The sequence below is a fragment of the Streptococcus sp. Z554 genome, assembly GCF_053010305.1.
Window position 1 is genome coordinate 127,298 of sequence record NZ_JBRKNV010000002.1, and the last position, 22,653, is coordinate 149,950.

Genomic DNA, 22,653 nt, shown 5'->3' on the forward strand with positions numbered 1-22,653 from the left:
CATGAAAATCACAAAACTAGAAAAGAAAAAACGTCTCTATCTGCTAGAACTTGATAGTGACCAAACCTGCTACATTACTGAGGATACCATTGTTCGCTTTATGTTGACCAAGGATAAGGAAATTAGTCCTCAAGAGTTTGCAGAAATTCAGACCTTTGCACAGTTCTCCTATGGAAAGAATCTGGCCCTCTATCACTTATCATTTAAAGCTCGCACTGAAAAAGAAGTCAGAGACTATTTAGTTAAACATGAGATTGATGAGAAAATCATACCACAAGTCATCCAAGCCCTCAAGGATGACAACTGGATCAATGACCGTCAGTATGCCTATGCTATCATCAACTCTAATCAGCTATCTGGTGACAAGGGAAGCTACATGCTGATACAAAAGATTTCTCAAAAAGGAGTTGCTAAGACCCTTATCCAAGACGTCTTACAAGAATTTAACATGACGGAAGTCGCAGAGCGTACAGCCGAAAAACTACTGAAAAAATATCAGGGTAAGTTACCTGCCCGTGCTCTACAAGATAAGATTATCCAAAGTCTCACCAATAAAGGTTTTTCCTACTCGGAAGCTAAAACAGCCTTTGATCAACTAGATAACCAGGTCGATGAAGAAACCGTTCAAGAACTAATTTTTAAAGAATTGGATAAGCAATATCGAAAATATTCGCGTAAGTATGAAGGATACGAACTCAAGCAGCGTTTGACCCAAGTTTTAGCACGAAAAGGTTATGATTTTTCGGATATAGCCAGCGCTCTCAGAGAATATCTTTAATTTTTTCATAAAAAAACTAAGAACTTTAAACAAAAATGTGATACAATAGTAAACGATAAACTTATAAATTGTAGAAAGTTGGTTAGTTATGAAACTTCCAAAAGAAGGCGACTTTATTACAATTCAAAGTTATAAGCATGATGGGAGTCTTCACCGCACTTGGCGAGACACCATGGTACTAAAAACAACAGAGAACGCTATTATCGGCGTCAACGACCACACACTTGTTACCGAAAGTGACGGTCGTCGTTGGGTGACTCGAGAACCGGCTATTGTTTACTTTCACAAAAAATATTGGTTTAATATTATCGCTATGATTCGTGAAAATGGCATCTCCTACTACTGCAATATGGCAAGTCCTTACTATCTAGACGAAGAAGCTTTAAAGTACATTGACTATGATTTGGATGTTAAAGTTTTTACAGATGGTGAGAAACGCCTCTTGGACGTTGAGGAATATGAACGACATAAGCGAAAAATGAAGTATTCTTCTGACTTAGACTATATTTTGAAAGAGCATGTCAAGATTCTTGTTGATTGGATTAACAATGAACGAGGCCCCTTCTCAGAAGCCTATGTCAACATTTGGTACAAACGCTACGTAGAACTAAAGAATCGGTAAAGTTGTCAAACTAGGGTGTCTGCCCTAGTTTTTTTATAATCAAAAAACCTGCCTAATGTGGCAGGTTTTCCTTTAAATGTCTAATTTTGTAACGGTGAACTTGATATGGGAATAATCTTTCTCGATATCCTTATCTACCATAAAGGCTGTTGCATCCTTCTTGACCTGTACCAAATCGATATTCTGGGCTTGAGCGGCATAGACACAGCCACAGTAACATTGGCGATAGATATCGTACTCTTCACACATCTCTACAGAACGTTTGTAACCTTGATTTTTCTTAAAATCACTCGGAAGATAATGAGTGGTGTAGATTTTCTGCACATCAATCCCAATACTATTGATGGTTTGTGAGTTTTTATGTGGACTAATTGTCAGAGCTGAACCAAAGTAGTCAAATCCTAAGTCCATTGCTACCTGCGCTGTCTTATCCAAGCGATAGTCAAAACAAACCTTGCAACGATCTCCACCTTCCGGTTCTTCTTCCAAACCACGGACCAGTTTACGATATTCATTAGGTTCGTATGGTGCTTCTAAGTATTGGACCTTGTTGCCAGTTCGCTCATTAAAATCACTGACAAACTTTTGGGTCACATAGGCACGCTTATGATATTCAGCTTTGGGATGGATATTTGAATTAGCAAAATAGATGGTCACATCGGCATACTTGGTCAAGTACTCTAAAGTGTAGGTGCTACAGGGAGCACAACAGACGTGCATAAGAATAGTTGGTCTCTCTTCATTTTTTTCCCAAACTTGGACCATCTTTTGCATGACACGGTCATAGTTGATCTTTTGATTGGGATTCATCTTACTTAGAATTTCTTCTACATCAATCATGCTCTTCTCCTTTTCTTCTTGCTATTGTACCACAGGATGATACTTTGGGCAAATAAGCTATTGTGCATTCATGAATCTATAGAATGATTACATTAAAAGTAAAAACGCCAACTGGCGTTTTTATGGCTATTAAGGTTTGATACGGTGCAACATACGTGGGAATGGAATAGCTTCACGGATGTGTTTAGTTCCAGCTGCGAAGGTTACCATACGCTCGATACCGATACCAAATCCACCGTGTGGTACTGTACCGTATTTACGAAGGTCAAGGTAGAATTCGTACTCTGTAAGATCCATTCCAAGTGATTCCATCTTAGCAACAAGGGCATCGTAGTCTTCCTCACGCATCGAACCACCGATGATTTCTCCGTAACCTTCTGGTGCAAGCAAGTCTGCACAAAGCACGCGATCTGGGTTACCAGGAACTGGTTTCATGTAGAAGGCCTTGATATCTGCTGGATAGTTGATTACGAAGGTTGGTACACCAAAGTGGTTTGAAATCCACGTTTCGTGTGGAGAACCAAAGTCATCACCATGCTCGAGATGTTCATAGTCAGCGTCTTCATCATTTTCATGCTCTTGCAAGAGATCAATGGCTTCATCATAAGTGATGCGTTTGAACGGCTCTGCAATATAGCGTTTCAAGAGTTCAGTATCACGTTCCAAGGTTTCCAAAGCTTGTGGAGCACGATCTAGAACACCTTGAAGCAACGCTTTAACATAAGCTTCTTGCAAGTCAAGTGACTCGTCGTGTGTCAAGTATGAGTACTCCGCATCCATCATCCAGAACTCTGTCAAGTGACGGCGAGTCTTAGATTTCTCTGCACGGAATACTGGACCAAAGTCGAATACACGACCAAGGGCCATAGCACCTGCTTCAAGATAAAGCTGTCCTGATTGGCTCAAGTATGCTGGTGTTCCAAAGTAGTCAGTTTCAAAAAGTTCTGTAGAATCTTCTGCAGCATTTCCTGAAAGGATTGGGCTATCAAATTTCATGAAGCCATTCTTATCAAAGAACTCATAAGTTGCATAGATAATAGCGTTACGGATTTGCATCACTGCTACTTGTTTGCGTGAACGCAACCACAAGTGGCGGTTGTCCATCAAGAAGTCTGTTCCGTGTTCTTTTGGAGTAATTGGGTAGTCTTGAGATTCACCGATAACTTCAATATCAGTAATATCCAATTCATAACCAAATTTTGAGCGCTCGTCTTCTTTAACAATCCCTGTTACAAAGACAGACGTTTCTTGGCTTAGTCGTTTGATAGTATCAAATTTTTCAAGCCCCACTTCTTCTCCAAATTTTTCGATAAAGTTTGGTTTGAAAGCTACACCTTGGAAAAAGGCAGTTCCGTCACGCAATTGCAAGAAGGCAATTTTCCCTTTTCCTGATTTGTTTGCAACCCAAGCACCGATGGTCACTTCTTGACCAACGTAATCTTTTACTTCGATAATTGTTACACGTTTTGTCATAATATATCTTCCTTTTTTCGTTTAACTTGTCCAAAGACATTATTACCCACTATTGTACCACAAATAATGCCTGATAGCTAGATTCTATCAGAGAAAAATCTCCGCCTAGACGACGAAGATTCTCATTTTTAATTTTCCATAAATTGGTGGAGACGACGGATGGCTTCCTTCAATGTATCCAAGTCTGTCGCATAGCTGAGACGGACATTCTCTGGCGCTCCAAATCCTGCTCCTGTAATCAAGGCCAGACCAACTTCTTCAAGAATAGCCGTTGTAAATTCTGTTACATCTGTATAGCCTTTCATCTCCATAGCTTTTTTAACATTTGGGAAGAGGTAGAAAGCTCCTTGCGGTTTGACTACTTCAAAGCCAGGGACTTGGCACAAGAGAGGATAAATGGTATTGAGACGTTCCTCAAAAGCCTGACGCATGGTTTCTACAGAGTCTTGTGGACCAGTTAAGGCCTCGATTGTTGCGTATTGTGAAACAGCGGTTAGGTTTGAAGTCGTTTGACCAGTCAATTTACTCATAGCAGCAATAATTTCTGGATCACCTACTGCATAACCAACACGCCATCCTGTCATAGCGTAGGCCTTAGACACTCCATTGATGACAATGGTTTGTTTGCGAATCGCTTCTGAAAGACTGGAGATTGGAACAAATTCATGACCGTTATAGACCAAACGTCCATAAATATCATCGGCTAGGATCAGAATATCATGCTCAACTGCCCAGTTTCCAATGGCTAACAATTCCTCACGAGAGTAAATCATACCGGTAGGATTAGATGGTGAGTTAAGAACCAAGACTTTGGTCTTATCTGTGCGAGCCGCTTCTAATTGCTCCACGGTTACTTTAAAGTGGTTATCTTCCTTAGCTTGGACAAATACTGGAAGGCCTTCTGCCATCTTAACCTGATCCCCATAGCTGACCCAGTAAGGAGTAGGAATGATTACCTCATCACCTGAATTAATCACAGCCATAAAGAACGTATAAAGGGAGAACTTGGCACCAGTCGCAAAAGTGACTTCATTAGCTGCTACAGAATAACCATAGTATCGTTCAAAATAAGTATTGACCGCTGCTTTTAACTCAGGCAAACCGGAAGCCACCGTATAGAAGGAAGCACGTCCATCTCGAATGGCTGCAATAGCAGCATCCTGAATATTTTCAGGAGTATGAAAATCGGGCTGACCTAAAGTTAAGAAAAGAACATCTTTCCCTTCAGCTTTTAATTTCTTGGCCCTTGCGTCACTAGCCAGAGTGACACTTTCTTCCATATCTAAGATACGTTTGGATAATTTCATTGTTTCTCCTTTTCGACTAAGGCGCCAGATTCAAAATCTACCAGATAATAGTCTCCTCCAGACTTGATTTCCCAGACTGGCTTATCAGCGTACCGTCCAAAGGTAATCTTATCAATTTCAGTTGCTCCTTTTTCTCTGACAACTGCTTCTGCTTTTTCTTGAGAAGTACCATTTTCTAGTTGATATACGTAAATATTGTTGTTGTTTTTCTCTATTAAAACAGCAACTGGTTTCTGATTTTTATCTTGACCAAGAACACTATAATAACTTTCTAAGCCATTGAATAAATCAACTCGGTTTACCGTTTCTAGATTCGCGTACTGCTTAGCAAGCTTCTCTCCTTCAACCTTAGCAGTCCGATAGGGCTTCATGCTGAGCCATACCAAGTAGAGAAAGGAAGAAGTGATGACTAGAGTTAACAAAGTTATACCAATAATGTACTGAAATAATAGGGAATTTTTTTCTTTTTTCTGTCTCTTTTTCACTCGTCTATTTTACCATCTATCCTAGTGAATTACAAGTGAATTAAGGAGGTCATCCTTAACCTTCGATACATTCTTAGAATAGCGATATTAAGCCTCCATCCTTTATTTTATAGATTTGTCATCATTCTCAATTCTTAAATTTAATCTTACAATTTATTGATTTAAAATTTTCTGAGCATATCCCTTGCAAACGATTTTATTCTGTTGTAACATATATTGTAACAACAGAGTGATTCTGATCAAAAGATTAAAATTAAAGGAGACTCCCTATGTCTAAAAAAATATTGTTTATCGTTGGCTCACTTCGTGAAGGTTCATTCAACCACCAAATGGCACTAGAAGCTGAAAAAGCTCTTGCAGGCAAGGTTGAAGTTAGCTATCTTGACTACTCAGCCATTCCTCTCTTTAGCCAAGACCTTGAAGTCCCAACTCTTCCATCTGTTGCTGCAGCTCGTGAAGCAGTTCAAGCTGCGGATGCTATTTGGATTTTCTCTCCTGTTTACAACTTCTCGATTCCAGGAACTGTGAAAAACTTGCTTGATTGGCTTTCACGCGCCATGGACTTGTCTGACACTCGTGGAGCTTCTGCACTTCAAGATAAGATTGTGACTGTATCTTCTGTAGCAAATGCAGGACACGATCAACTCTTTGCAATCTACAAAGACCTTCTACCATTTATCCGTACACAAGTCGTTGGTGATTTTACCGCAGCTCGTGTCAATGATTCTGCTTGGGCAGATGGTAAGCTAGTCCTTGAAGATAGCGTCACTGCTTCTCTAGAAAAACAAGCTGATGACTTGGTACAGGCTATTCAATAATTGAATAAAAAAAAAGAGGCTGGGACAAAAGTCCTAGCCTCTCAACTTTCTTTGGATTGTCGAGCAAGACGCAGTGGTTGAGTGGGCTCTACTAGGCTGATTTCATCAGCTTTTAAAGCCCTACTCAACTGTGCGGAGGTGGGATAACGAAATCGAATTCTAACGAATGACCGATTTCTGTCCCACTCTCTTTTTGTTAATCAACAAGTTCTGAAATCATACTATGTTTGAGTGGTAGACTACACATCACTAGAAGGAAGATAAAGGCTGATTGAATCCAGAAGAGGGCCAGGTCAAAAATTCCGTGTACAGCAACTACTGTTAAAAATGAAAGATAAAGTCCAAGAATAGGTCGTTTACTTGGTACTTTACTCATATCAATCAACATACGGATTGGATTTGAAGAAGCGATTCCTAATAATACTGTTCCTACTACACCGTAACTCAATATCGTATCGATATAGATACTATGCGCATGCTCATGATAAGGAGCAAAGATACGGGGGTACGAATGCATGTAAGTTAGTGGACCTTCACCCCAGAACGGATTTTGTTTGAATAAGGCCATACCTGCATTCCAGATAGACACTCGTTCTTCCATAGACGAATCGAGCGTTCCCATTCGAACTCCCAAATCACTTGAGAAGAGAAAGGCTAGACCAACACCAAAGACTCCGATACTTAGCCATAAGGCACGCCAGTTCTTAATGGTCGTGAAAAGATAAATAATCGCAGCAAAGATAATGGCTGGAAAAGCTGTTCTATTTTGAGTGAAATTCAAGCCAAACAAATTCGCAAAAATCGCAATGAGAGAGAAAATTCTCAACCATCTCAATCGAGTCGTACTAATTAAGTAAAATCCAATCATGATACAGAAACAACAGATTATTCCATAATAATTAGGATTAAAGAAGGCTACTTCTGCACGGTTCTGATGCCAAACCTGCATCTTAGGTGATAAGAAAGTATAATCAAATTTCTTTACAATTTGAAAATGCTCTAAAGCAGCAAAAACTGATGCTAGCACACTAAGCGACAAAACCGATTGCAATACTATTCTGAAAAACTTAGGGGTTAGATGGGCTTGGTAATAATAAAAGAAAATCGAAAAGAGGAACATTCCTAAAGTAGCAACCATTCCCATCACATTTTGGGCTAAAAGAGAGATAACACCACTATAGCCAATAAACAAAAGTAAGATAGAATGGTGGGATAATCGTTTTAAGATTCCCTTCATCTCTCCTGTAAATATGAGACCTATTAAGTAGGCAATAAAAATGATGACGAAAATATAAAAAGGCAAGAAAATACTTAGAATGACACCTAACAAGACTAGTTCTTGCTTGGATAAGCCTTTCAATTTTTCAATGATACCTATTGATTTCACAACAGATCCTTTCTCTCTGTGCTAAAAAAGCTCAGATAAATGAACTATTAAAACATTTTACCATTTTTCAAGAGATTTGAAAACCACTTTATCCATGGCATCCTGACTAAAACTAGGTAAAATTTTTAAAGTAGACTAAGATACCTCTCCAAGCACGTATCCTTTTTTAAAAATATGGTACAATAAATCTAGTTGTTCCAGAAAGGACCTAGTATGAAATCTTACCAAGAAGTTTACAAAATCTTAGCGAACGAAACAGATTATTTAAGTGGAGAAAAAATTGCTGAGACACTAAACCTCTCTCGCACCTCTGTTTGGAAGGCTATCCAGCGCCTCCAACAAGAAGGTTTAGAAATTGACAGCATCAAAAACCGTGGATACAAACTTCTTCATGGTGACCTAATCTTACCTCAAGAAATAGAAGCCAATAGTCCCATCTCAGTTCAATTTAAACCTATCACCAAATCAACCCAGAGCGATGCCAAGGAGGCCATGGAAGCTGGTGCTAAAGGAGACACACTCTACCTATCAACAGGCCAAACGATGGGACGTGGTCGATTTCAACGCCCCTACTATTCTCCAGAACAAGGTGGGATTTACATGTCTCTCCACCTCAAGCCTAATCTCTCTTATCTAGATCTACCAGCTTATACACTCCTGACTGCAGCCGCCATTTATAAGGCGGTTAAAAACCTTTGTCTAATTGATTTAGATATCAAGTGGGTCAACGATCTCTACCTAAATCATAAAAAAGTAGCCGGCATCCTAACCGAAGCCATCACTTCTGTCGAAACCGGACTGGTCACAGATGTTATCATTGGGGTTGGTATCAACTTTTCTATCGCTGATTTTCCAAAAAACCTACAAGGGAAAGCTGGAAGTCTCTTCTCTCAAAATAGCCCAATCACTCGCAACGAACTGATTGCTGAAATCTGGAAATGTTTCTACGAAACAGATGCAGACGAACTGCTCTACCTATACAAAAAACAGTCAATCGTCTTAGGAAAAGAGATTTCTTTTAAGAAAGATCAAGAAATCATCTCAGGAAAAGCTTGTGATATCTCTGACCAGGGGCAACTACAGATAGAATTAACTACTGGTGAAAAAATTTGGCTCAATAGTGGCGAAATTTCGCTAACCAAATGGTGAGCACTCGTTACCAACATAAAAATCGACCTACTCCAAAGAGAGGTCGATTTTCTTATCTATTATTTTCTCAAACGTTCAACGTCACGAGCAATGACAAGTTCTTCATCAGTTGGGATAACCAGTACACGAATTTTTGCTGCATCTGTAGAGATATCTCCAGTCACACCAAAGACATTTTTCTCTGGGTCTACATCACAACCGAACCAAGAAATACCTGAGATAACTTTCTCACGTACACCAGCTGCATTTTCACCAACTCCTGCGGTGAAGATAATAGCATCTGCTCCGTTTAGGACAGCCAAGTATTGCCCAATGTGCTTTTGGATACGGTCAACGTACATTTCAAGAGCCAATGTTGCATCAGGATCACCTGCTTCCATTGCTGCTTGAACATCACGCATATCACTAGACTTACCTGAAACACCCAACAATCCTGACTCGCGATTGAGGATGCGACTGATATCTTCAGGCTTGTTAAAGTCCTCTGTATATTGCATTAAATAAGGAATGATAGCAGGGTCAATGTCCCCTGTACGAGTTCCCATCATAACACCACCAAGTGGAGTGAACCCCATTGAGGTATCAACAGATTGACCACCTTTGACAGCTGTGATAGAAGCTCCGTTACCAATATGGCAAGTGATCAATTTCAACTCTTCAAGTGGACGTCCCAAAACTTTTGCTGCTTCTTGGGCTACGTACTGGTGACTTGTACCGTGTGCTCCATATTTACGAACCTTGTTTTCTGTATAGTACTTAGTTGGTAATGGATAACGATATGCCTTTTCTGGCATTGTTGTGTGGAATGATGTATCAAAGACTGCTACACTTGTAATATCTGGCAACAATTCTTTGAAGGCACGAATCCCAGCTGCATTGGCAGGGTTGTGCAATGGAGCAAGAAGTCCTAGTTCTTCAATTTTTTCTAAGACATCACCTTCAACAACTGTAGACTCTTTGAAGTACTCTCCACCTGCAACAACACGGTGTCCGACACCAGTAATTTCATCATAAGTTTTAATAATATTAAAACGAATCAAGTCATCAAGTAAAATCTTAACAGCCAAGGTATGGTTTTCAATATCAAGAACTTGTTCTTCAGAACGACCATCAAACTTAACTGTTGAAACAGAATCCTTCAATCCGATTCGCTCAATCAAACCTTTTGCAAGCACCTTTTCTTCTGGCATTTGATATAGTTGCCATTTCAAGCTAGAGCTTCCAGCGTTAATTGCAATGGTTTTTGTCATAAATTTATTCCCCTTTTTAAGCGTTTTCAACTATTATATCAAAATTTACACTAGATTTCATGCCCTTGACACCAATTTTGAAAATTTTCCTTAAATTCCATCAAAATTTCAGGGTCACGAAGACTGGTAAGTGGGTAAACAAATGGTTCATCCCCTTCTCCCGTATTCTTTTGTAGGACAAAAATGGTCTTAGACTGGGCTCCTTGGGCGAAGAGGTCCTCTGGCAAAGCTATAATAGCTACTAATTGAGCCTGTTCAGTTAGCCAGGATTTCAAGAGGTCCCTCTGAGGACTTGTCAGGAGATTGCTAGGAGCTAGAAAAATCGCATAGCCTCCTGTTCGGAGATACTTGAGTGATTGTTCCATTAACAAATGATGGGCATAGGTATGTTCCCCCTCAGCTGCAACTTGGTAACGCGAAGCTATCTGATCATCTGGGTAATAGCCAATAGGAAGGTCGCTCACAATGATATCACTTTCTTTTAACACTTGTGGACGTACCGCATCTCCTTGGACAAAGCCCATTTGAAGATCCATAACTTCCGCCATACTCGCAGCTAAATCAATTAAGAGATCATCTATTTCAATCCCGAGGTAATCTACATTTTTGTTCATAGTTGTCAAGAAGCTAGCACCCAGGATTCCCATCCCAGAGCCCAACTCTAATAGACTTAGATCTTCAGCGGTCCACAATTGCTCCATCAAAAAAATCATCAAGTGACCAATCGCATCCGGTGTGAACTGGTGATTGGCTTGAAGAGGTTCTGTTTGCGCTGCCTTCATTAACAAAAATTGATAGGTCCGTAACCACTCCTCTTTTCGAAGTGCCAATCGTTTTAGAGCCTGGTTATTTTTTTTGACTTGCTCTAGATTGGTTTGACCATCTAGATAAATCCCGTTTTGTTCAATTAAGGCATCATAAAAGTTTGTCGCCAAATCGTTTTGAATGATTTGGACATTTTCTAGTAAATAGGTATATGCTTGTTCAATTTTTTCAAAATCCATAATCTTATCTTACCAAATTCAGAGCTGATTTTCCAGATTTTCATAATACTGAAAACAAATAAAAACCTCTGAGATGACTCTCAAAGGTTTATTCTACTATTTACTATTTTCAACAGCTGCTGTTACAAAAGCAGTGTAAAGTTCTTCTGGACGATTTGGACGACTTGAAAGCTCTGGATGGTACTGACAAGCCACAAAGAATTTGTTTTCTGGGATTTCAACAATTTCGACCAAGCGATTGTCTGGTGAAACACCTGAGAAGACAAATCCTGCACCTTCAAACTGTTCACGGAAGGCATTGTTAAACTCATAACGGTGGCGGTGGCGACGTTGGACCACTTCTTTGTTATGATAAGCTGTTGCTGCCTTAGAACCACGTTTCAACTTAGAAGGATAAAGTCCCAAACGAAGGGTTCCCCCCATGTCCTCAACATCAATCTGATCACGCATGATATCGATGATTGGATATTTTGTATCAGGATCAAGCTCTGCTGAATTAGCCCCTTCAAGTCCCAAAACATGACGAGCAAACTCGATACAAGTCAATTGCATTCCCAAGCAGACTCCCAACATTGGTACATCATTTTCTCGAGCATAGCGAATCGCTTGAATCTTACCCTCAGTGCCACGTTGACCAAAACCACCTGGAACGATAATTCCATCAGCATCAGATAGAAGTTCTGCCACATTGTCAGCTGTCACATCGTTAGCATTGACCCAATCAATCTTCACTTCTGCATCATTGGCATAACCAGAGTGTTTCAAGGCCTCTACGACAGAAATGTAGGCATCTTGCAACTCGACATACTTACCAACAAGAGCAATTTTGACTTGTTTTTTGAGATTCATAACCTTATCAACCATAGCAGACCACTCTGTCATATCTGCTGCCGGTGCATCAATCTTCAAATGGTCACAGACAATTTGATCCATGCCTTGAGCTTGCAGATTTAGTGGAATTTGGTAAAGATGATCCACATCCAATGACTCGATAACTGCTTCTGGTGCCACATCACAGAACTGGGCCAGTTTATTTTTAATTCCTTGTCCAGCTGGCTTTTCTGTACGAATGACCAACATATTTGGCTGGATTCCCAAACCACGCAATTCTTTGACAGAGTGTTGAGTCGGCTTGGTCTTCATTTCTCCAGCTGCCTTGAGGTAAGGAAGCAAGGTCGTATGGATATACATAACATTTTCTGCGCCGACATCAGACTTCATTTGACGAAGCGCCTCTAAGAATGGAAGGGACTCGATATCGCCGACTGTTCCCCCAACCTCTGTAATAATGACATCAGAGTCAGTTGTTAGAGCGGCACGCTTAATTTTTTCTTTCAATGCATCTGTAATATGTGGAATGACCTGGACAGTTGCTCCAAGGTATTCTCCACGACGTTCCTTGCGAAGAACTTCACTGTAGATTTTACCAGTTGTCACGTTTGAGAATTTGTTAAGATTGATATCGATAAAACGTTCATAGTGACCCAAGTCTAAATCTGTCTCAGCCCCATCATCTGTAACAAAAACTTCCCCGTGCTGATAAGGGCTCATGGTCCCTGGGTCAATATTGATATAAGGGTCAAATTTTTGAATGGTTACCTTCAAACCACGGTTTTTCAAGAGCCGTCCTAGACTCGCCGCAACGATACCTTTCCCAATAGACGACACCACACCACCAGTTACAAAAATATATTTCGTAGACATAGATTCCTCTTTCTAAAATGCTCAAGATCTTGTTCACTAGAGGGGGACTAAGAAAACAAGACCTTCACCGATAACTACAATCCAGGTTGATAATTTCCCTGGAAAAACAAAAATAGCTCCCTAATAACTAGGAAGCTCCGACCTCAAAAAGAGGTGCCCGAACAATATCTTACCTCAATTTGGCTCATTTGTCAAATGTCACTCTTTGCTAGATTTATAGTTCTACTGCAGAAAAGAAAAACAACAAGGGAATTCCCTTGTTGTTTGATATTATTCTTCTTCTTCCTCAGAATCTTCGTCATCTTCTTCAACGAGATCGACATCTTCTCCAAGGTCATCTGGTGCAATTTCGTTGATTTCAGCGTCGTAGGCTTCTACTTCGTTCTTCTCATCGTCTGGATTTTCATCATCGTAAGAAAGAGCTGGATCTTCTTCGTAGGCATCTTCGTCTTCAGGATCATCTGCACCATAATCAATGGCATCCGTATCTCCGTCCATAAAGGCATTGACGCGTTTTTTCTTAGCCTTAGGTGCTACTTCTTCATCGTCACTTTCTTCAAGTGCAATGATTTCTTCGTCGATTTCATCTACTCCATACCATGAACGAAGGCCCCATTTGTTATCTCCAAGTGAGATAAAGCTACCATCAAAGTTCAACTCTGTATAGAACAAAGGTAGGGCTTCGCGAATATCGCTATTAGAGGTACCAAGATAGTTTTGGATTTCATTGACTAAATCGCTAAAATGCATCTCGTGATCGCGACCACGTTGTTCCAAGATGGCACGAGCCACCTCAATCATAGATAGTTCACTTTTTTCTTGCCCAGCAAATACTTCTAATTCCAAAGCGTTTCTCCTCTTTTTTTACTACTAAAGCCAGATTATATAAACTCTGGTCTCATTTTATCACGTACTCTTTATTGTACGATAATTTTGCCTAATAGTCAAAGGTTTAGAAGAAATAATGTGAAATATTTCAGCAAATTGAAAGACCTGGGAGATAGACTCACAGGTCTGTTGCTTTATTTATAGCTTAAAGCTCGTTTAAAGGTTTTCCAGATACCTAAATCATCTGTTTGGAGGACTAGGCTGGCATACATACGTCCGATAAAAGCGGTTGCAGTTACAGCAAATACAACTGTTATTGCAAGAGAGATCCAAGCCTCGATGCTATTTGCATAACCATTAATAGCTCTGAAAGGCATAAAGAAGGTCGAGATGAAAGGAATATAAGAACCGATTTTCAAAATCAAATTATCTCCTGCAGCGCCTAGGGCAGTAACGCCAACAAAACCAGCTATTATCAAAATCATCAACGGAGATAAGGCCTTTCCTGCATCTTCAGGGCGAGAAACCATAGAACCTAAGAAGGCTGCCAAAACCACATACATAAAGAGACTGACCAAGACAAACAACAAGGTATTGACCGAAAAGGCTTCTCCCAAATGACTTAGAATACCTGAATTAGCCAAGATAGGCATATCTTTAAAGAATAAGATTGCTCCCAGTCCGCCTACAACATAAATACCAATATGAGTCAAAATGACAAGAAGTAAGGCAATCATACGAGCGTAAAAGTAGTGACTAGCACGGATACTTGAAAAGACCACTTCCATAATTTTTGTCCCTTTTTCACTGGCTACCTCTTGAGCTGTGACACTAGCATAAGTAATCAAAATCATATAGAGGAAGAAACCCAGTCCAGCTGCTGCAAAGGTTTGGACCATCTTTTTACTTTCCTTGGCTTCATCAATCTGCTCTGAGAATTGAATCGTTTGTGCCAAGTATTGTTCCTGTTCCTGAGATAAATGCGCCTCCGTACGGTTGAGTTGGTATTGGAGTTCATTCAACTTAGTGGTCACAGCTAACTTTATACCACTTTCAAGGGAAGTTTCACCGTGATAGACTGCCTTGAGGACACTACCTTCTTGGTCAATCGTTAGATAGCCCTTGATTTTTTCATCCTTGACAGCTTCTTGGGCACTGGCTTCATCCTTGTAGTCAAAATTAATGCCATTGGTCGATTTAAGACCCTCTGTTACAGCAGGCACCGAACTAACTACTGCCACCTTATTATTCTGAGCCAGAGAGGAACCTTGGAGATAGCCAATTCCACCAGACAAGCCGATAAAGAGAAAAGGTGAGATTACCATAAAGAAGAAACTCCAGGATTTGACATGACGTAGATAAGTTTCTTTGATTACAACTAACATATTTCTCATACTTCCACCCCTGATTCTAGTTTAAAGATTTCATCAATTGTCGGAGCTTGCTGGTCAAAGGTCGCAATATAGTGTCCTTGACTCAGGATAGTAAAGAGCTCCTGACCAGCATTTTCATCATCTAGAACGAGCTTCCAAGTCCCCTGCTTGGTCAAGCTCACATGCGTGACATGAGGAAGACTTTCCAACTCTTCCTGGCTCTTTTCACTTGCAACAAAGAGTCTCGTTTTGCCATATTGGTTCCGAACATCTTGGACAGGTCCATGTAAGACTACTTGTCCATCACGAATCATAAGGATATCATCACAGAGTTCTTCGACATTGGTCATGACGTGGTCTGAAAAGATAATGGTCGCACCACGTTCTTTTTCTTTGAGGATAACCTGCTTGAGCAACTCGGTATTAACTGGGTCTAGGCCACTAAAGGGTTCATCAAGGATAATCAAATCTGGTTCATGCATTAAAGTAATGATCAGCTGGATTTTTTGTTGATTCCCTTTTGAGAGGCTCTTAATCTTGTCTGTTAATTTTCCCTTTACTTCTAGCTTCTCCATCCATTGAGGAAGTCTTTCTTTGACTTCTTTTGCATCCATGCCTTTTAGGGTTGCCAAATAACGCACTTGTTCTAGAACTGTCAACTTAGGCATGAGGCTACGTTCTTCGGGCAGATAGCCAATCCGAGCATAGGTTTCCTGACGAATTTCCTGGCCATCAAACAGAATGTCTCCCTGATAATCTAAAAATTTCAAAATACTGTGGAAAATAGTGGTCTTTCCTGCACCATTTTTTCCAACTAGACCTAAAATACGCCCTGGTCGTGCTTGGAAATCTACACCAAAAAGAACTTGCTTAGGACCAAAATTTTTTTCAAGATTGCGGACTTCTAACATATTCCACCTCCTACTAATCTTACCCTCATTATACTCCTTTTTTTAGCCATTACAAGGATTTATGTACATTTTTATTTCTAGTATTTTACGAAGAAATTTTCTATTAAAAACTAAATTTCGAACAGTAAGTCTCGCGACCAATTTTTTTATCTTTCTAATATTAATTACTGACCAGAACAAGAAAAATCCATCCCTAAGGATGGATGGATACTTTCATCTATTTCTACTGTAATCTTTTCTTGTTAGAAAATCTTCTTTTATTGGTCTTTAATTTTACTGATGTCTAAATCACTAGGGGCCTTGATTTCATCTACTTTATTGATATCCCGATAGATAAATTCAAAATAATCTTCATTACTTGTTTTCAAGCCATCTTTTGATTCTACTTGGGTCTTCAGTTCAATCCTTGCCTCATTAGGAATTAGGATTTCTTTTTTCTCAGAAGTTTCCTTTTTCAAAACCAGGTGCATTCCCAAATTTACCCCTGTAATCTCATCTTTATATTTTGTAAAAATACTGCTGTTTAAAAGAGTAGATTGCATTTCTCCCGCCTGGTCTTTATCGTCTGTGATGTCTCCCTGATAATCCAGATAGATATAATTGCCATCCTCAGTTCTGCTAAATTCTTCCGCATACTTCTCATAAAGTTTTAAAATAAGCTCATGACGCCCCACTTCTGGAGCCATCTTATCTCTTTCCTTATTTTTTTCATCTGACTCTTGCTTGGCTTTTTTCCATACTCGCTCCGGTTCTTTACCTTCTCTGTATGGTGTATACGAACTCCTGTATTGAACACCTTCCTCTGGGGAGTAGACTTTTAGTGGAAGGTACATAAAATCAGCTGAACCAACTGTATTAAGGGCTTTATCAATTTCCTCTTTTTCCTCTATGTCAGTCCGTGCACTACTTTCCTGATATTCACTATATTTAAGGGGTTCAAATTGAATTTTCCCATCGCGTATGAGAGTCTCCCCCATATATCTTCTAGCTTCACCCAGGGATGTCAGATTCTTGCGATAGATCTTGCTGACATACTCCATACTTTTTGCATCACGTAAAGCCCCTACAAAGGACTTAATAGCTACAGACTGGGCTGATTCCTTGGGTCCTTCTGGCTGGCAAGCTGAAAGTAGCAGACAAGCAAGAAGACTCAAAAGGCCAAGGTAGATTTTTCCTTTACATTTCATTGTTTTCTCTCCTTTTGTTTACTGCTCGCCTGACTCAACAAATTCATCAGGAACTTCTACTCGAAGGCCACTATTTTGCTTTGAAAATGTGACCTTACTTGTTAAATTTTCAGTGGCTCGCTCATTATCAAGTTTACAAACATAAGTAACAGCCATGGGCATAAAGTTATCCTTAGAGACCAGAAGATTCACTTGGTAACTAGCTTGGTCATTCTTACTATATCGAAATGCTACAAAATTGACGGCGCCAAGTAACATGTTTTGATTAGGTTCAAGAATATTTTTCACATCTGTTGTTTCGAATGTTAAGACATAGTTGTCATCTTGGTTACTAACTTTGAATTTATCTTTTTGTGTTTGAAAATAGCGAATAGCCTCTGGTTTAACTCCCACAGGTTTTTCATTAATCCTATGGGTAGTTTCGCGATTTTCCCACTCACCTTTTGAATTTTTTACGTACTCAATACCCGTGCTATAATATCGTTCCTCTGGAAATTTATATCCCGTAAGAACTCCACGGACTCGAAGAGGTTTTAACTCAAATGTGCCTTCAAAAGTAACGTCTCGGTTGAAATGTTTATTCTTAACATCAACTCCTTCTTTGTATTCTCTTTTACTACTTACCTCTATCTTGATTTCGCCATCTTTGAGGTGTTCAAATGCTTGGAGTCCCTTGTCGACAATTTCTTCCTGACTCAATTCCTTTGGTGCTTCTTTCTTCACTTGAGACTGCTGACAGGCAAATAGGCAGATAAGAGCAAGTACAGCAAATAGGCCCGAGAGTGTTTTTTTCATTTTGGACATCTTATGCCTCCTTTAATTTAGTTTCTGGTGAAAATTTATTTATAACTATGATACCCTAGTTTACGAATAAAGTAAAGCGCTTACATATTTTACGGATACTAAGGATTGCAAAAAAACAGTCGAGAAAAATATTCGACTGTTTTTGATATAAATTATTAACGCACTTCTGCATCTACTTTTTCTTCAAGGGAAGCTTGGATTTTTTCCATGTAGCGTGCGACTTCTTCGTCAGTCAGGCTATCTTCTGGATTTTGGAAGGTCAAGCTGTATGCCATAGACTTCATTCCGACACCCAGTTTTTCGCCTGAGAAGACGTCAAAGAGCTTGATGTCTGTCAAGCGTTTCACGCCCGCAGCTCTGATGGCATCGACCACCTCTTGGTGAGTGACTTCTGCTTTCAAGAGAAGAGCGATATCACGGCTCACCGCTGGGAACTTGGTGATTTCCACAAATGGAGCGGCTGGTTGAAGGGCTGCTTCAATAGCTGAAAGGTTAAGCTCAGCTACATAAGTCTCTGGAATATCATAAGCCTTAGCTGTTACAGGATGCACTTGACCGAGGAAACCAAGAACTTGGTCACTGAGTGAAATCAAGGCTGTCCGTCCTGGGTGGAGACTAGCGATTTCAGATGTTGCTGAATAAGTTACCTCAAGACCCAAGCGAGCAAAGAGGGCTTCCAAGATTCCCTTAGCATAGAAGAAATCAACTGGAACAGCTGCCGTTTGGAAATCTTTTTCAGCGACTAAACCTGTCAATGCAAAGGCAAAGCTATTGATTTCGTTTGGCAATTCTTCTTTTGGATTTCCTGTTTGCTCAAAGACTTTTCCGATCTCATAAAGAGCCAAGTCTTTGTTTTTACGCGCTACGTTGTAGGCAACTGTATCCAAAATGCCTGAAACCATATTTTGACGGAGGACTGAACGATCAACAGTCATTGGCCACATGAGCTCAGTTAAGTTACTTGGCGCTGTAGTGAACTCCACTGCTTTTTCAGGAGTTGTCAAAGCATAGGTGATGATTTCAGTTAGTCCTGCTCCTTCAGCAATAGTGCGAACTTTACGGCGCAATTTTTGAGTTGCAGTCAATTCACCAGCTGTCCCATCATCTTTTGGAAGACTAGTTGGCAAGCGATCGTAACCATAAATTCGAGCGATTTCTTCAAAGAGGTCGGCTTCGATGGTGATGTCCCAACGGCGACGTGGTACGCTAACAGTAAAGCTTTCTGCATTTCCAGAAAGGCCAAATCCAAGACGACGGAAGACATCTTCTACATCCGCGTAGGAAAGTTCTGTACCAAGGACACGGTTAACGTCTGCAAGAGTAGAAGAGACTTCCACATCAGAAGTGTCAAGCTGGCCTGCTGAAACGATTCCCTTACGCACTGTCGCACCAGCCAATTCAGCAATCATGCTTGCTGCTGCATCAAGGGCTTCATTAACGGTTGCCACATTGATGCCTTTTTCAAAGCGTGAAGATGATTCAGAGCGTAAGTTGAGACGACCACTTGTCTTACGGATAGATTTGCCATTGAAGACAGCAGCTTCAAGGACAACACGACTAGATTTTTCAGAGATTTCTGTAGCTTGTCCGCCCATGACACCCGCAAGGGCTACTGGTTTGTCTGCGACAGTGATGAGTAAGTCAGTTGCTTCCAAATCACGTTCTTCCCCATCCAAGGTCACCAATTTTTCACCAGCACGCGCCTCACGTACACGGATGTCGTTTCCTTCAAAGGTATCCAAGTCAAAGGCATGCATAGGCTGACCAAAGTAAAGCAGGATATAGTTGGTCACGTCGACGACATTGTTAATAGGACGGATGCCTTCGTTCATGAGGAGGTTTTGCAACCATTGTGGACTTGGTGCAATAGTCACATTGTCCAAGATACGAGCTGCATAGTAGGGTGCCTTGTCTGTGTCAATGCTGACAGAAAGGGCATCTGCTGCGACTTGATCCGTTTCAGCAAGAGCAAATTCTTTAAAGGTCACTGACTTGTCATAGATGGCTGCTACTTCGTACGCAACCCCACGCATCGAAAGGGCGTCCGCACGGTTTGGAGTGATGGAAAGTTCGATGATTTCATCATCCAAGTCTAGGTAAGAGAATACTTCCTCACCTGGAATGGCATCATCTGGCAAGATTTGGATACCATCTGCAAATTCCTTAGGTACAACGGAATCAGAAATGCCCAATTCGCCAAGTGAACAGATCATCCCTAGTGACTCTAAGCCACGGATTTTCCCTTTTTTAATCTTGTAGTTATCCGCGATGCGAGCACCTGGAAGAGCCACCATAACCTTGATTCCTGCACGCACATTTGGTGCTCCACAGACGATTTGACGGGCTTCTTCTTCACCCACATTGACTTGGCAGACATGAAGATGAGTTTCCGGCACATCTTCACAAGACAAGACTTCTCCGACGACAATTTTTGAGAGACCAGCAGCAGGTGATTCCACACCTTCTACCTCGATCCCTGTGGTTGACATTTTTTCAGCCAACTCTTGTGATGGCACATCGATGTCCACCAATTCTTTTAACCATTTGTATGATACTAACATAATTCTGATCGTAAGATCTCAATAAGTGAGACCTTTTCAATTCCTTTCTTTTTCTTAAAGTCAGTCCTCACCATTTCTCACCGATAGAAAATGATCAGAACTGTATAGGATTGTGTTTCAGGTTTCAATCTTATTTAAACTGTTCCGAGAAGCGGACATCACCTTGGTAGAATCCACGAATATCGTTGATTCCATAACGGAGCATAGCTACACGTTCTTGTCCAAGACCAAAGGCAAAACCAGAGTAAACAGTCGCATCGATTCCACTCATTTCAAGGACACGTGGGTGAACCATACCGGCACCCATAATCTCGATCCAACCTGTTTTCTTACATACGTTACAGCCGTCTCCTCCACACTTGAAGCATGAAACATCGACCTCAACAGAAGGTTCCGTAAATGGGAAATAAGATGGACGCAAACGAATCTGACGTTCTTCACCAAACATTTTTTGCACAATCAACTGAAGTGTTCCTTGAAGGTCTGCCATAGAGATGTTTTTCCCAACAACCAACCCTTCGATTTGGTGGAATTGGTGACTGTGGGTTGCATCGTCCGTATCACGACGGAACACACGCCCTGGTGAGATCATCTTCAAAGGGCCTTTAGAAAAATCATGGGCATCCATAGCACGCGCCTGAACAGGAGATGTGTGAGTACGGAGCAAGATTTCTTCTGTGATATAGAAAGTGTCCTGCATATCACGAGCTGGATGATCTTTTGGAAGGTTCATACGCTCGAAGTTGTAATAATCTTTCTCAACTTCAAATCCATCCACGACTTGGTATCCCATTCCGATGAAGATATCTTCGATTTCTTCACTTGTTTGTGTGAGAACGTGACGGTGACCAATCGCAACTGGACGACCTGGAAGCGTCACATCGATACTCTCACTGGCAAGTTGTGCTTCAACTTTCTTTTCTTCCAAAAGCTTAGCTGTTTCTTCAAAAGCGGCCGTCAAGATATCACGTGCTTCATTGACGTGTTTTCCGATAACAGGGCGCATTTCTGCAGAAACGTCTTTCATCCCTTTAAGGATTTCAGTAAGAGAACCTTTTTTACCTAGGACAGAGACACGCAATTCTTGCATCTCTTTTTCATTTTCAGCAGTAATCTGCTTCAAGCGATCTAGCGTTTCTTCACGAAGCGCTTTTAATTGTTCTTCAATAGTTGACATAATTCCTCCATCAGTCTCTCGTAGATAAAAAGAAAACCACATGCCAAAAACTCCACTCGGAGCGTTGACACGCGGTACCATCCGTTTTTATCTGACAAGTCAGACCTTTATTTCTGAATCCATAGGCAAGTGAATTCACCCAGCTTTCATATAGAGAGCTTTCAGTCACGGCTCTCCTCCCTGATATACTTCCCCTGAGATACTAGTCTTGCAGATTCCTATTTAATTATTATTTATTTTATCAGATTTCAAACATTCTTGCAAGATATTTTGCGACTAATCAACATAGTCCCCACCTTCAAAGCCGTAATACTCTTCCAAGCTGAGACCACTTGCAGCGATGTCCTTGGCTTCTTTTCCGACGTAGCGAAGGTGCCATTCCTCAGCCATATAGCCTGTTTCTTTTTCCTTACCTTTTAGATAACGAACGACGAAGCCATAATCTGCAGCATGGTCCAATAGCCATTGAGCAGCCTTTTCTTCAGTCACTAAATCTCCATCTGTACCGATAAGGTCAAATGCTAGTCCAGTTTGGTGTTCACTATATCCAGGCCGAGCAGAATAGCGGTCAGCCTCTGCCTTTCCGTCTTTGTTGACATAGTCCTGATAAAGTTGAGTTTGAGTTTCATAACTTCTGAAACCACTATAGTGGTCGCTGATTGGGAAGCCTGCTTCCTGCATGGCAGCAATCAGCTTCAACAACTCAGCCTTTGCTGTGGGATTTTCCCCGGGATTGTAATCTTTAGACAAGGGATAGTGTTTGTTAGCGATCACAATCTCGTCGTACTTACCTTGAATGCTATAGTAATCTCCCTTATTAACTACTTCTGCCTTTTTCTGGCTTGCTTCCTGAGATTTACTACCGACAGTCCCTTCTTGGACGGTTTTTTCTTCAGTTGAAGTCTGATTTTCTGAAGTTGCTGGCTTTTCTTGTGAACAAGCCGCTAATGTCAGGGCTAGCAATCCTGATAATACAAGGTATCTTTTTTTCATTG

20 protein-coding genes are annotated in these 22,653 nt (G+C 40.7%); 4 read left to right on the forward strand and 16 right to left on the reverse strand.

Going from position 1 to position 22,653, the window contains the following annotated elements; genetic code table 11:
- Position 1 precedes the first annotated feature (1 nt).
- Together recX and ntdP are read left to right on the forward strand one after the other, a co-directional pair.
- On the forward strand, positions 2–778 hold the full coding sequence (gene recX / locus ACVC7R_RS03035; protein WP_447263479.1) for a recombination regulator RecX: 777 nt from the start codon (positions 2–4) through the stop codon (positions 776–778).
- Positions 779–866: 88 nt separating this feature from the next.
- The gene (ntdP, locus tag ACVC7R_RS03040; protein ID WP_000775325.1) at positions 867–1,400 is read left to right on the forward strand and encodes a nucleoside tri-diphosphate phosphatase; all 534 of its coding nucleotides are present in this window, start codon (positions 867–869) and stop codon (positions 1,398–1,400) included.
- A 72-nt stretch (positions 1,401–1,472) separates the two neighbouring features.
- Here the strand turns inward: ntdP and ACVC7R_RS03045 are convergent, their stop codons facing one another.
- The 4 genes from ACVC7R_RS03045 to ACVC7R_RS03060 all read right to left on the reverse strand — a co-directional run bounded on the left by ACVC7R_RS03045 (position 1,473) and on the right by ACVC7R_RS03060 (position 5,505).
- A complete protein-coding gene (locus tag ACVC7R_RS03045; RefSeq protein WP_006145145.1) occupies positions 1,473–2,240 on the reverse strand; it encodes an epoxyqueuosine reductase QueH in 768 nt (255 codons plus the stop codon).
- A gap of 129 nt (positions 2,241–2,369) precedes the next feature.
- On the reverse strand, positions 2,370–3,713 hold the full coding sequence (asnS, locus tag ACVC7R_RS03050) for an asparagine--tRNA ligase (protein ID WP_223333518.1): 1,344 nt from the start codon (positions 3,711–3,713) through the stop codon (positions 2,370–2,372).
- A gap of 128 nt (positions 3,714–3,841) precedes the next feature.
- On the reverse strand, positions 3,842–5,020 hold the full coding sequence (locus ACVC7R_RS03055; RefSeq protein WP_447263480.1) for a pyridoxal phosphate-dependent aminotransferase: 1,179 nt from the start codon (positions 5,018–5,020) through the stop codon (positions 3,842–3,844).
- Positions 5,017–5,505, reverse strand: coding sequence for a cell wall elongation regulator TseB-like domain-containing protein (locus ACVC7R_RS03060; RefSeq protein ID WP_447263481.1), 489 nt, complete (start codon positions 5,503–5,505; stop codon positions 5,017–5,019). The genes ACVC7R_RS03055 and ACVC7R_RS03060 overlap by 4 nt, the downstream gene beginning before the upstream one ends.
- Positions 5,506–5,774: 269 nt before the next feature.
- On the opposite strand from ACVC7R_RS03060, the gene ACVC7R_RS03065 reads away from it, so the two are divergent.
- The gene (locus ACVC7R_RS03065) at positions 5,775–6,323 is read left to right on the forward strand and encodes an NADPH-dependent FMN reductase (protein WP_447263482.1); all 549 of its coding nucleotides are present in this window, start codon (positions 5,775–5,777) and stop codon (positions 6,321–6,323) included.
- A 196-nt stretch (positions 6,324–6,519) separates the two neighbouring features.
- On the opposite strand, the gene ACVC7R_RS03070 is transcribed toward ACVC7R_RS03065, so the two are convergent.
- Positions 6,520–7,710: an O-antigen ligase family protein gene (locus ACVC7R_RS03070; RefSeq protein ID WP_447263483.1), complete on the reverse strand. Its 1,191-nt coding sequence runs from the start codon at positions 7,708–7,710 to the stop codon at positions 6,520–6,522.
- Between the two features lie 213 nt (positions 7,711–7,923).
- On the opposite strand from ACVC7R_RS03070, the gene birA reads away from it, so the two are divergent.
- Positions 7,924–8,859 (forward strand): bifunctional biotin--[acetyl-CoA-carboxylase] ligase/biotin operon repressor BirA, encoded by a 936-nt coding sequence (birA, locus tag ACVC7R_RS03075; protein WP_447263484.1) that lies wholly within the window; start codon positions 7,924–7,926, stop codon positions 8,857–8,859.
- Between the two features lie 59 nt (positions 8,860–8,918).
- On the opposite strand, the gene ACVC7R_RS03080 is transcribed toward birA, so the two are convergent.
- The 11 genes from ACVC7R_RS03080 to ldcB form a co-directional block, all read right to left on the reverse strand.
- Positions 8,919–10,109, reverse strand: coding sequence for an acetate kinase (locus ACVC7R_RS03080; RefSeq protein WP_447263485.1), 1,191 nt, complete (start codon positions 10,107–10,109; stop codon positions 8,919–8,921).
- A gap of 50 nt (positions 10,110–10,159) precedes the next feature.
- Positions 10,160–11,113 carry a class I SAM-dependent methyltransferase gene (locus ACVC7R_RS03085; RefSeq protein ID WP_447263486.1) on the reverse strand — a complete coding sequence of 318 codons (954 nt, stop codon included), beginning with the start codon at positions 11,111–11,113 and terminating at the stop codon, positions 10,160–10,162.
- 96 nt (positions 11,114–11,209) lie between these two features.
- Positions 11,210–12,817, reverse strand: a complete 1,608-nt coding sequence (locus tag ACVC7R_RS03090) for a CTP synthase (protein ID WP_447263487.1) — start codon at positions 12,815–12,817, stop codon at positions 11,210–11,212.
- Positions 12,818–13,087: 270 nt separating this feature from the next.
- A complete protein-coding gene (rpoE, locus tag ACVC7R_RS03095) occupies positions 13,088–13,663 on the reverse strand; it encodes a DNA-directed RNA polymerase subunit delta (RefSeq protein WP_006148015.1) in 576 nt (191 codons plus the stop codon).
- Positions 13,664–13,839: 176 nt separating this feature from the next.
- Positions 13,840–15,039: an ABC transporter permease gene (locus ACVC7R_RS03100; protein ID WP_447263488.1), complete on the reverse strand. Its 1,200-nt coding sequence runs from the start codon at positions 15,037–15,039 to the stop codon at positions 13,840–13,842.
- The gene (locus ACVC7R_RS03105) at positions 15,036–15,929 is read right to left on the reverse strand and encodes an ABC transporter ATP-binding protein (RefSeq protein WP_447263489.1); all 894 of its coding nucleotides are present in this window, start codon (positions 15,927–15,929) and stop codon (positions 15,036–15,038) included. The genes ACVC7R_RS03100 and ACVC7R_RS03105 overlap by 4 nt, the downstream gene beginning before the upstream one ends.
- A gap of 257 nt (positions 15,930–16,186) precedes the next feature.
- The gene (locus tag ACVC7R_RS03110) at positions 16,187–17,116 is read right to left on the reverse strand and encodes a hypothetical protein (RefSeq protein WP_447263490.1); all 930 of its coding nucleotides are present in this window, start codon (positions 17,114–17,116) and stop codon (positions 16,187–16,189) included.
- An 18-nt stretch (positions 17,117–17,134) separates the two neighbouring features.
- Complete coding sequence (locus tag ACVC7R_RS03115) at positions 17,135–17,920, reverse strand: DUF6612 family protein (protein ID WP_447263491.1); 786 nt, start codon at positions 17,918–17,920, stop codon at positions 17,135–17,137.
- 155 nt (positions 17,921–18,075) lie between these two features.
- Positions 18,076–20,481, reverse strand: a complete 2,406-nt coding sequence (gene pheT / locus ACVC7R_RS03120) for a phenylalanine--tRNA ligase subunit beta (RefSeq protein WP_447263492.1) — start codon at positions 20,479–20,481, stop codon at positions 18,076–18,078.
- Between the two features lie 130 nt (positions 20,482–20,611).
- Positions 20,612–21,658 carry a phenylalanine--tRNA ligase subunit alpha gene (pheS, locus tag ACVC7R_RS03125; protein ID WP_447263493.1) on the reverse strand — a complete coding sequence of 349 codons (1,047 nt, stop codon included), beginning with the start codon at positions 21,656–21,658 and terminating at the stop codon, positions 20,612–20,614.
- Positions 21,659–21,934: 276 nt separating this feature from the next.
- Entirely contained in the window at positions 21,935–22,651 is a 717-nt protein-coding gene (gene ldcB / locus ACVC7R_RS03130) for an LD-carboxypeptidase LdcB/DacB (protein ID WP_447263494.1), read from the reverse strand.
- Positions 22,652–22,653 lie beyond the last annotated feature (2 nt).

Excerpts from the sequence above, each read along its gene's own strand:
- recX (WP_447263479.1), top strand. The coding sequence starts at position 2 with ATGAAAATCACAAAACTAGAAAAGAAAAAACGTCTCTATCTGCTAGAA.
- ntdP (WP_000775325.1), top strand. The coding sequence starts at position 867 with ATGAAACTTCCAAAAGAAGGCGACTTTATTACAATTCAAAGTTATAAG.
- ACVC7R_RS03045 (WP_006145145.1), bottom strand. The coding sequence starts at position 2,240 with ATGATTGATGTAGAAGAAATTCTAAGTAAGATGAATCCCAATCAAAAG.
- asnS (WP_223333518.1), bottom strand. The coding sequence starts at position 3,713 with ATGACAAAACGTGTAACAATTATCGAAGTAAAAGATTACGTTGGTCAA.
- ACVC7R_RS03055 (WP_447263480.1), bottom strand. The coding sequence starts at position 5,020 with ATGAAATTATCCAAACGTATCTTAGATATGGAAGAAAGTGTCACTCTG.
- ACVC7R_RS03065 (WP_447263482.1), top strand. The coding sequence starts at position 5,775 with ATGTCTAAAAAAATATTGTTTATCGTTGGCTCACTTCGTGAAGGTTCA.
- birA (WP_447263484.1), top strand. The coding sequence starts at position 7,924 with ATGAAATCTTACCAAGAAGTTTACAAAATCTTAGCGAACGAAACAGAT.
- ACVC7R_RS03080 (WP_447263485.1), bottom strand. The coding sequence starts at position 10,109 with ATGACAAAAACCATTGCAATTAACGCTGGAAGCTCTAGCTTGAAATGG.
- ACVC7R_RS03085 (WP_447263486.1), bottom strand. The coding sequence starts at position 11,113 with ATGGATTTTGAAAAAATTGAACAAGCATATACCTATTTACTAGAAAAT.
- ACVC7R_RS03090 (WP_447263487.1), bottom strand. The coding sequence starts at position 12,817 with ATGTCTACGAAATATATTTTTGTAACTGGTGGTGTGGTGTCGTCTATT.
- ACVC7R_RS03100 (WP_447263488.1), bottom strand. The coding sequence starts at position 15,039 with ATGAGAAATATGTTAGTTGTAATCAAAGAAACTTATCTACGTCATGTC.
- ACVC7R_RS03105 (WP_447263489.1), bottom strand. The coding sequence starts at position 15,929 with ATGTTAGAAGTCCGCAATCTTGAAAAAAATTTTGGTCCTAAGCAAGTT.
- ACVC7R_RS03110 (WP_447263490.1), bottom strand. The coding sequence starts at position 17,116 with ATGAAATGTAAAGGAAAAATCTACCTTGGCCTTTTGAGTCTTCTTGCT.
- ACVC7R_RS03115 (WP_447263491.1), bottom strand. The coding sequence starts at position 17,920 with ATGTCCAAAATGAAAAAAACACTCTCGGGCCTATTTGCTGTACTTGCT.
- pheT (WP_447263492.1), bottom strand. The coding sequence starts at position 20,481 with ATGTTAGTATCATACAAATGGTTAAAAGAATTGGTGGACATCGATGTG.
- pheS (WP_447263493.1), bottom strand. The coding sequence starts at position 21,658 with ATGTCAACTATTGAAGAACAATTAAAAGCGCTTCGTGAAGAAACGCTA.
- ldcB (WP_447263494.1), bottom strand. The coding sequence starts at position 22,651 with ATGAAAAAAAGATACCTTGTATTATCAGGATTGCTAGCCCTGACATTA.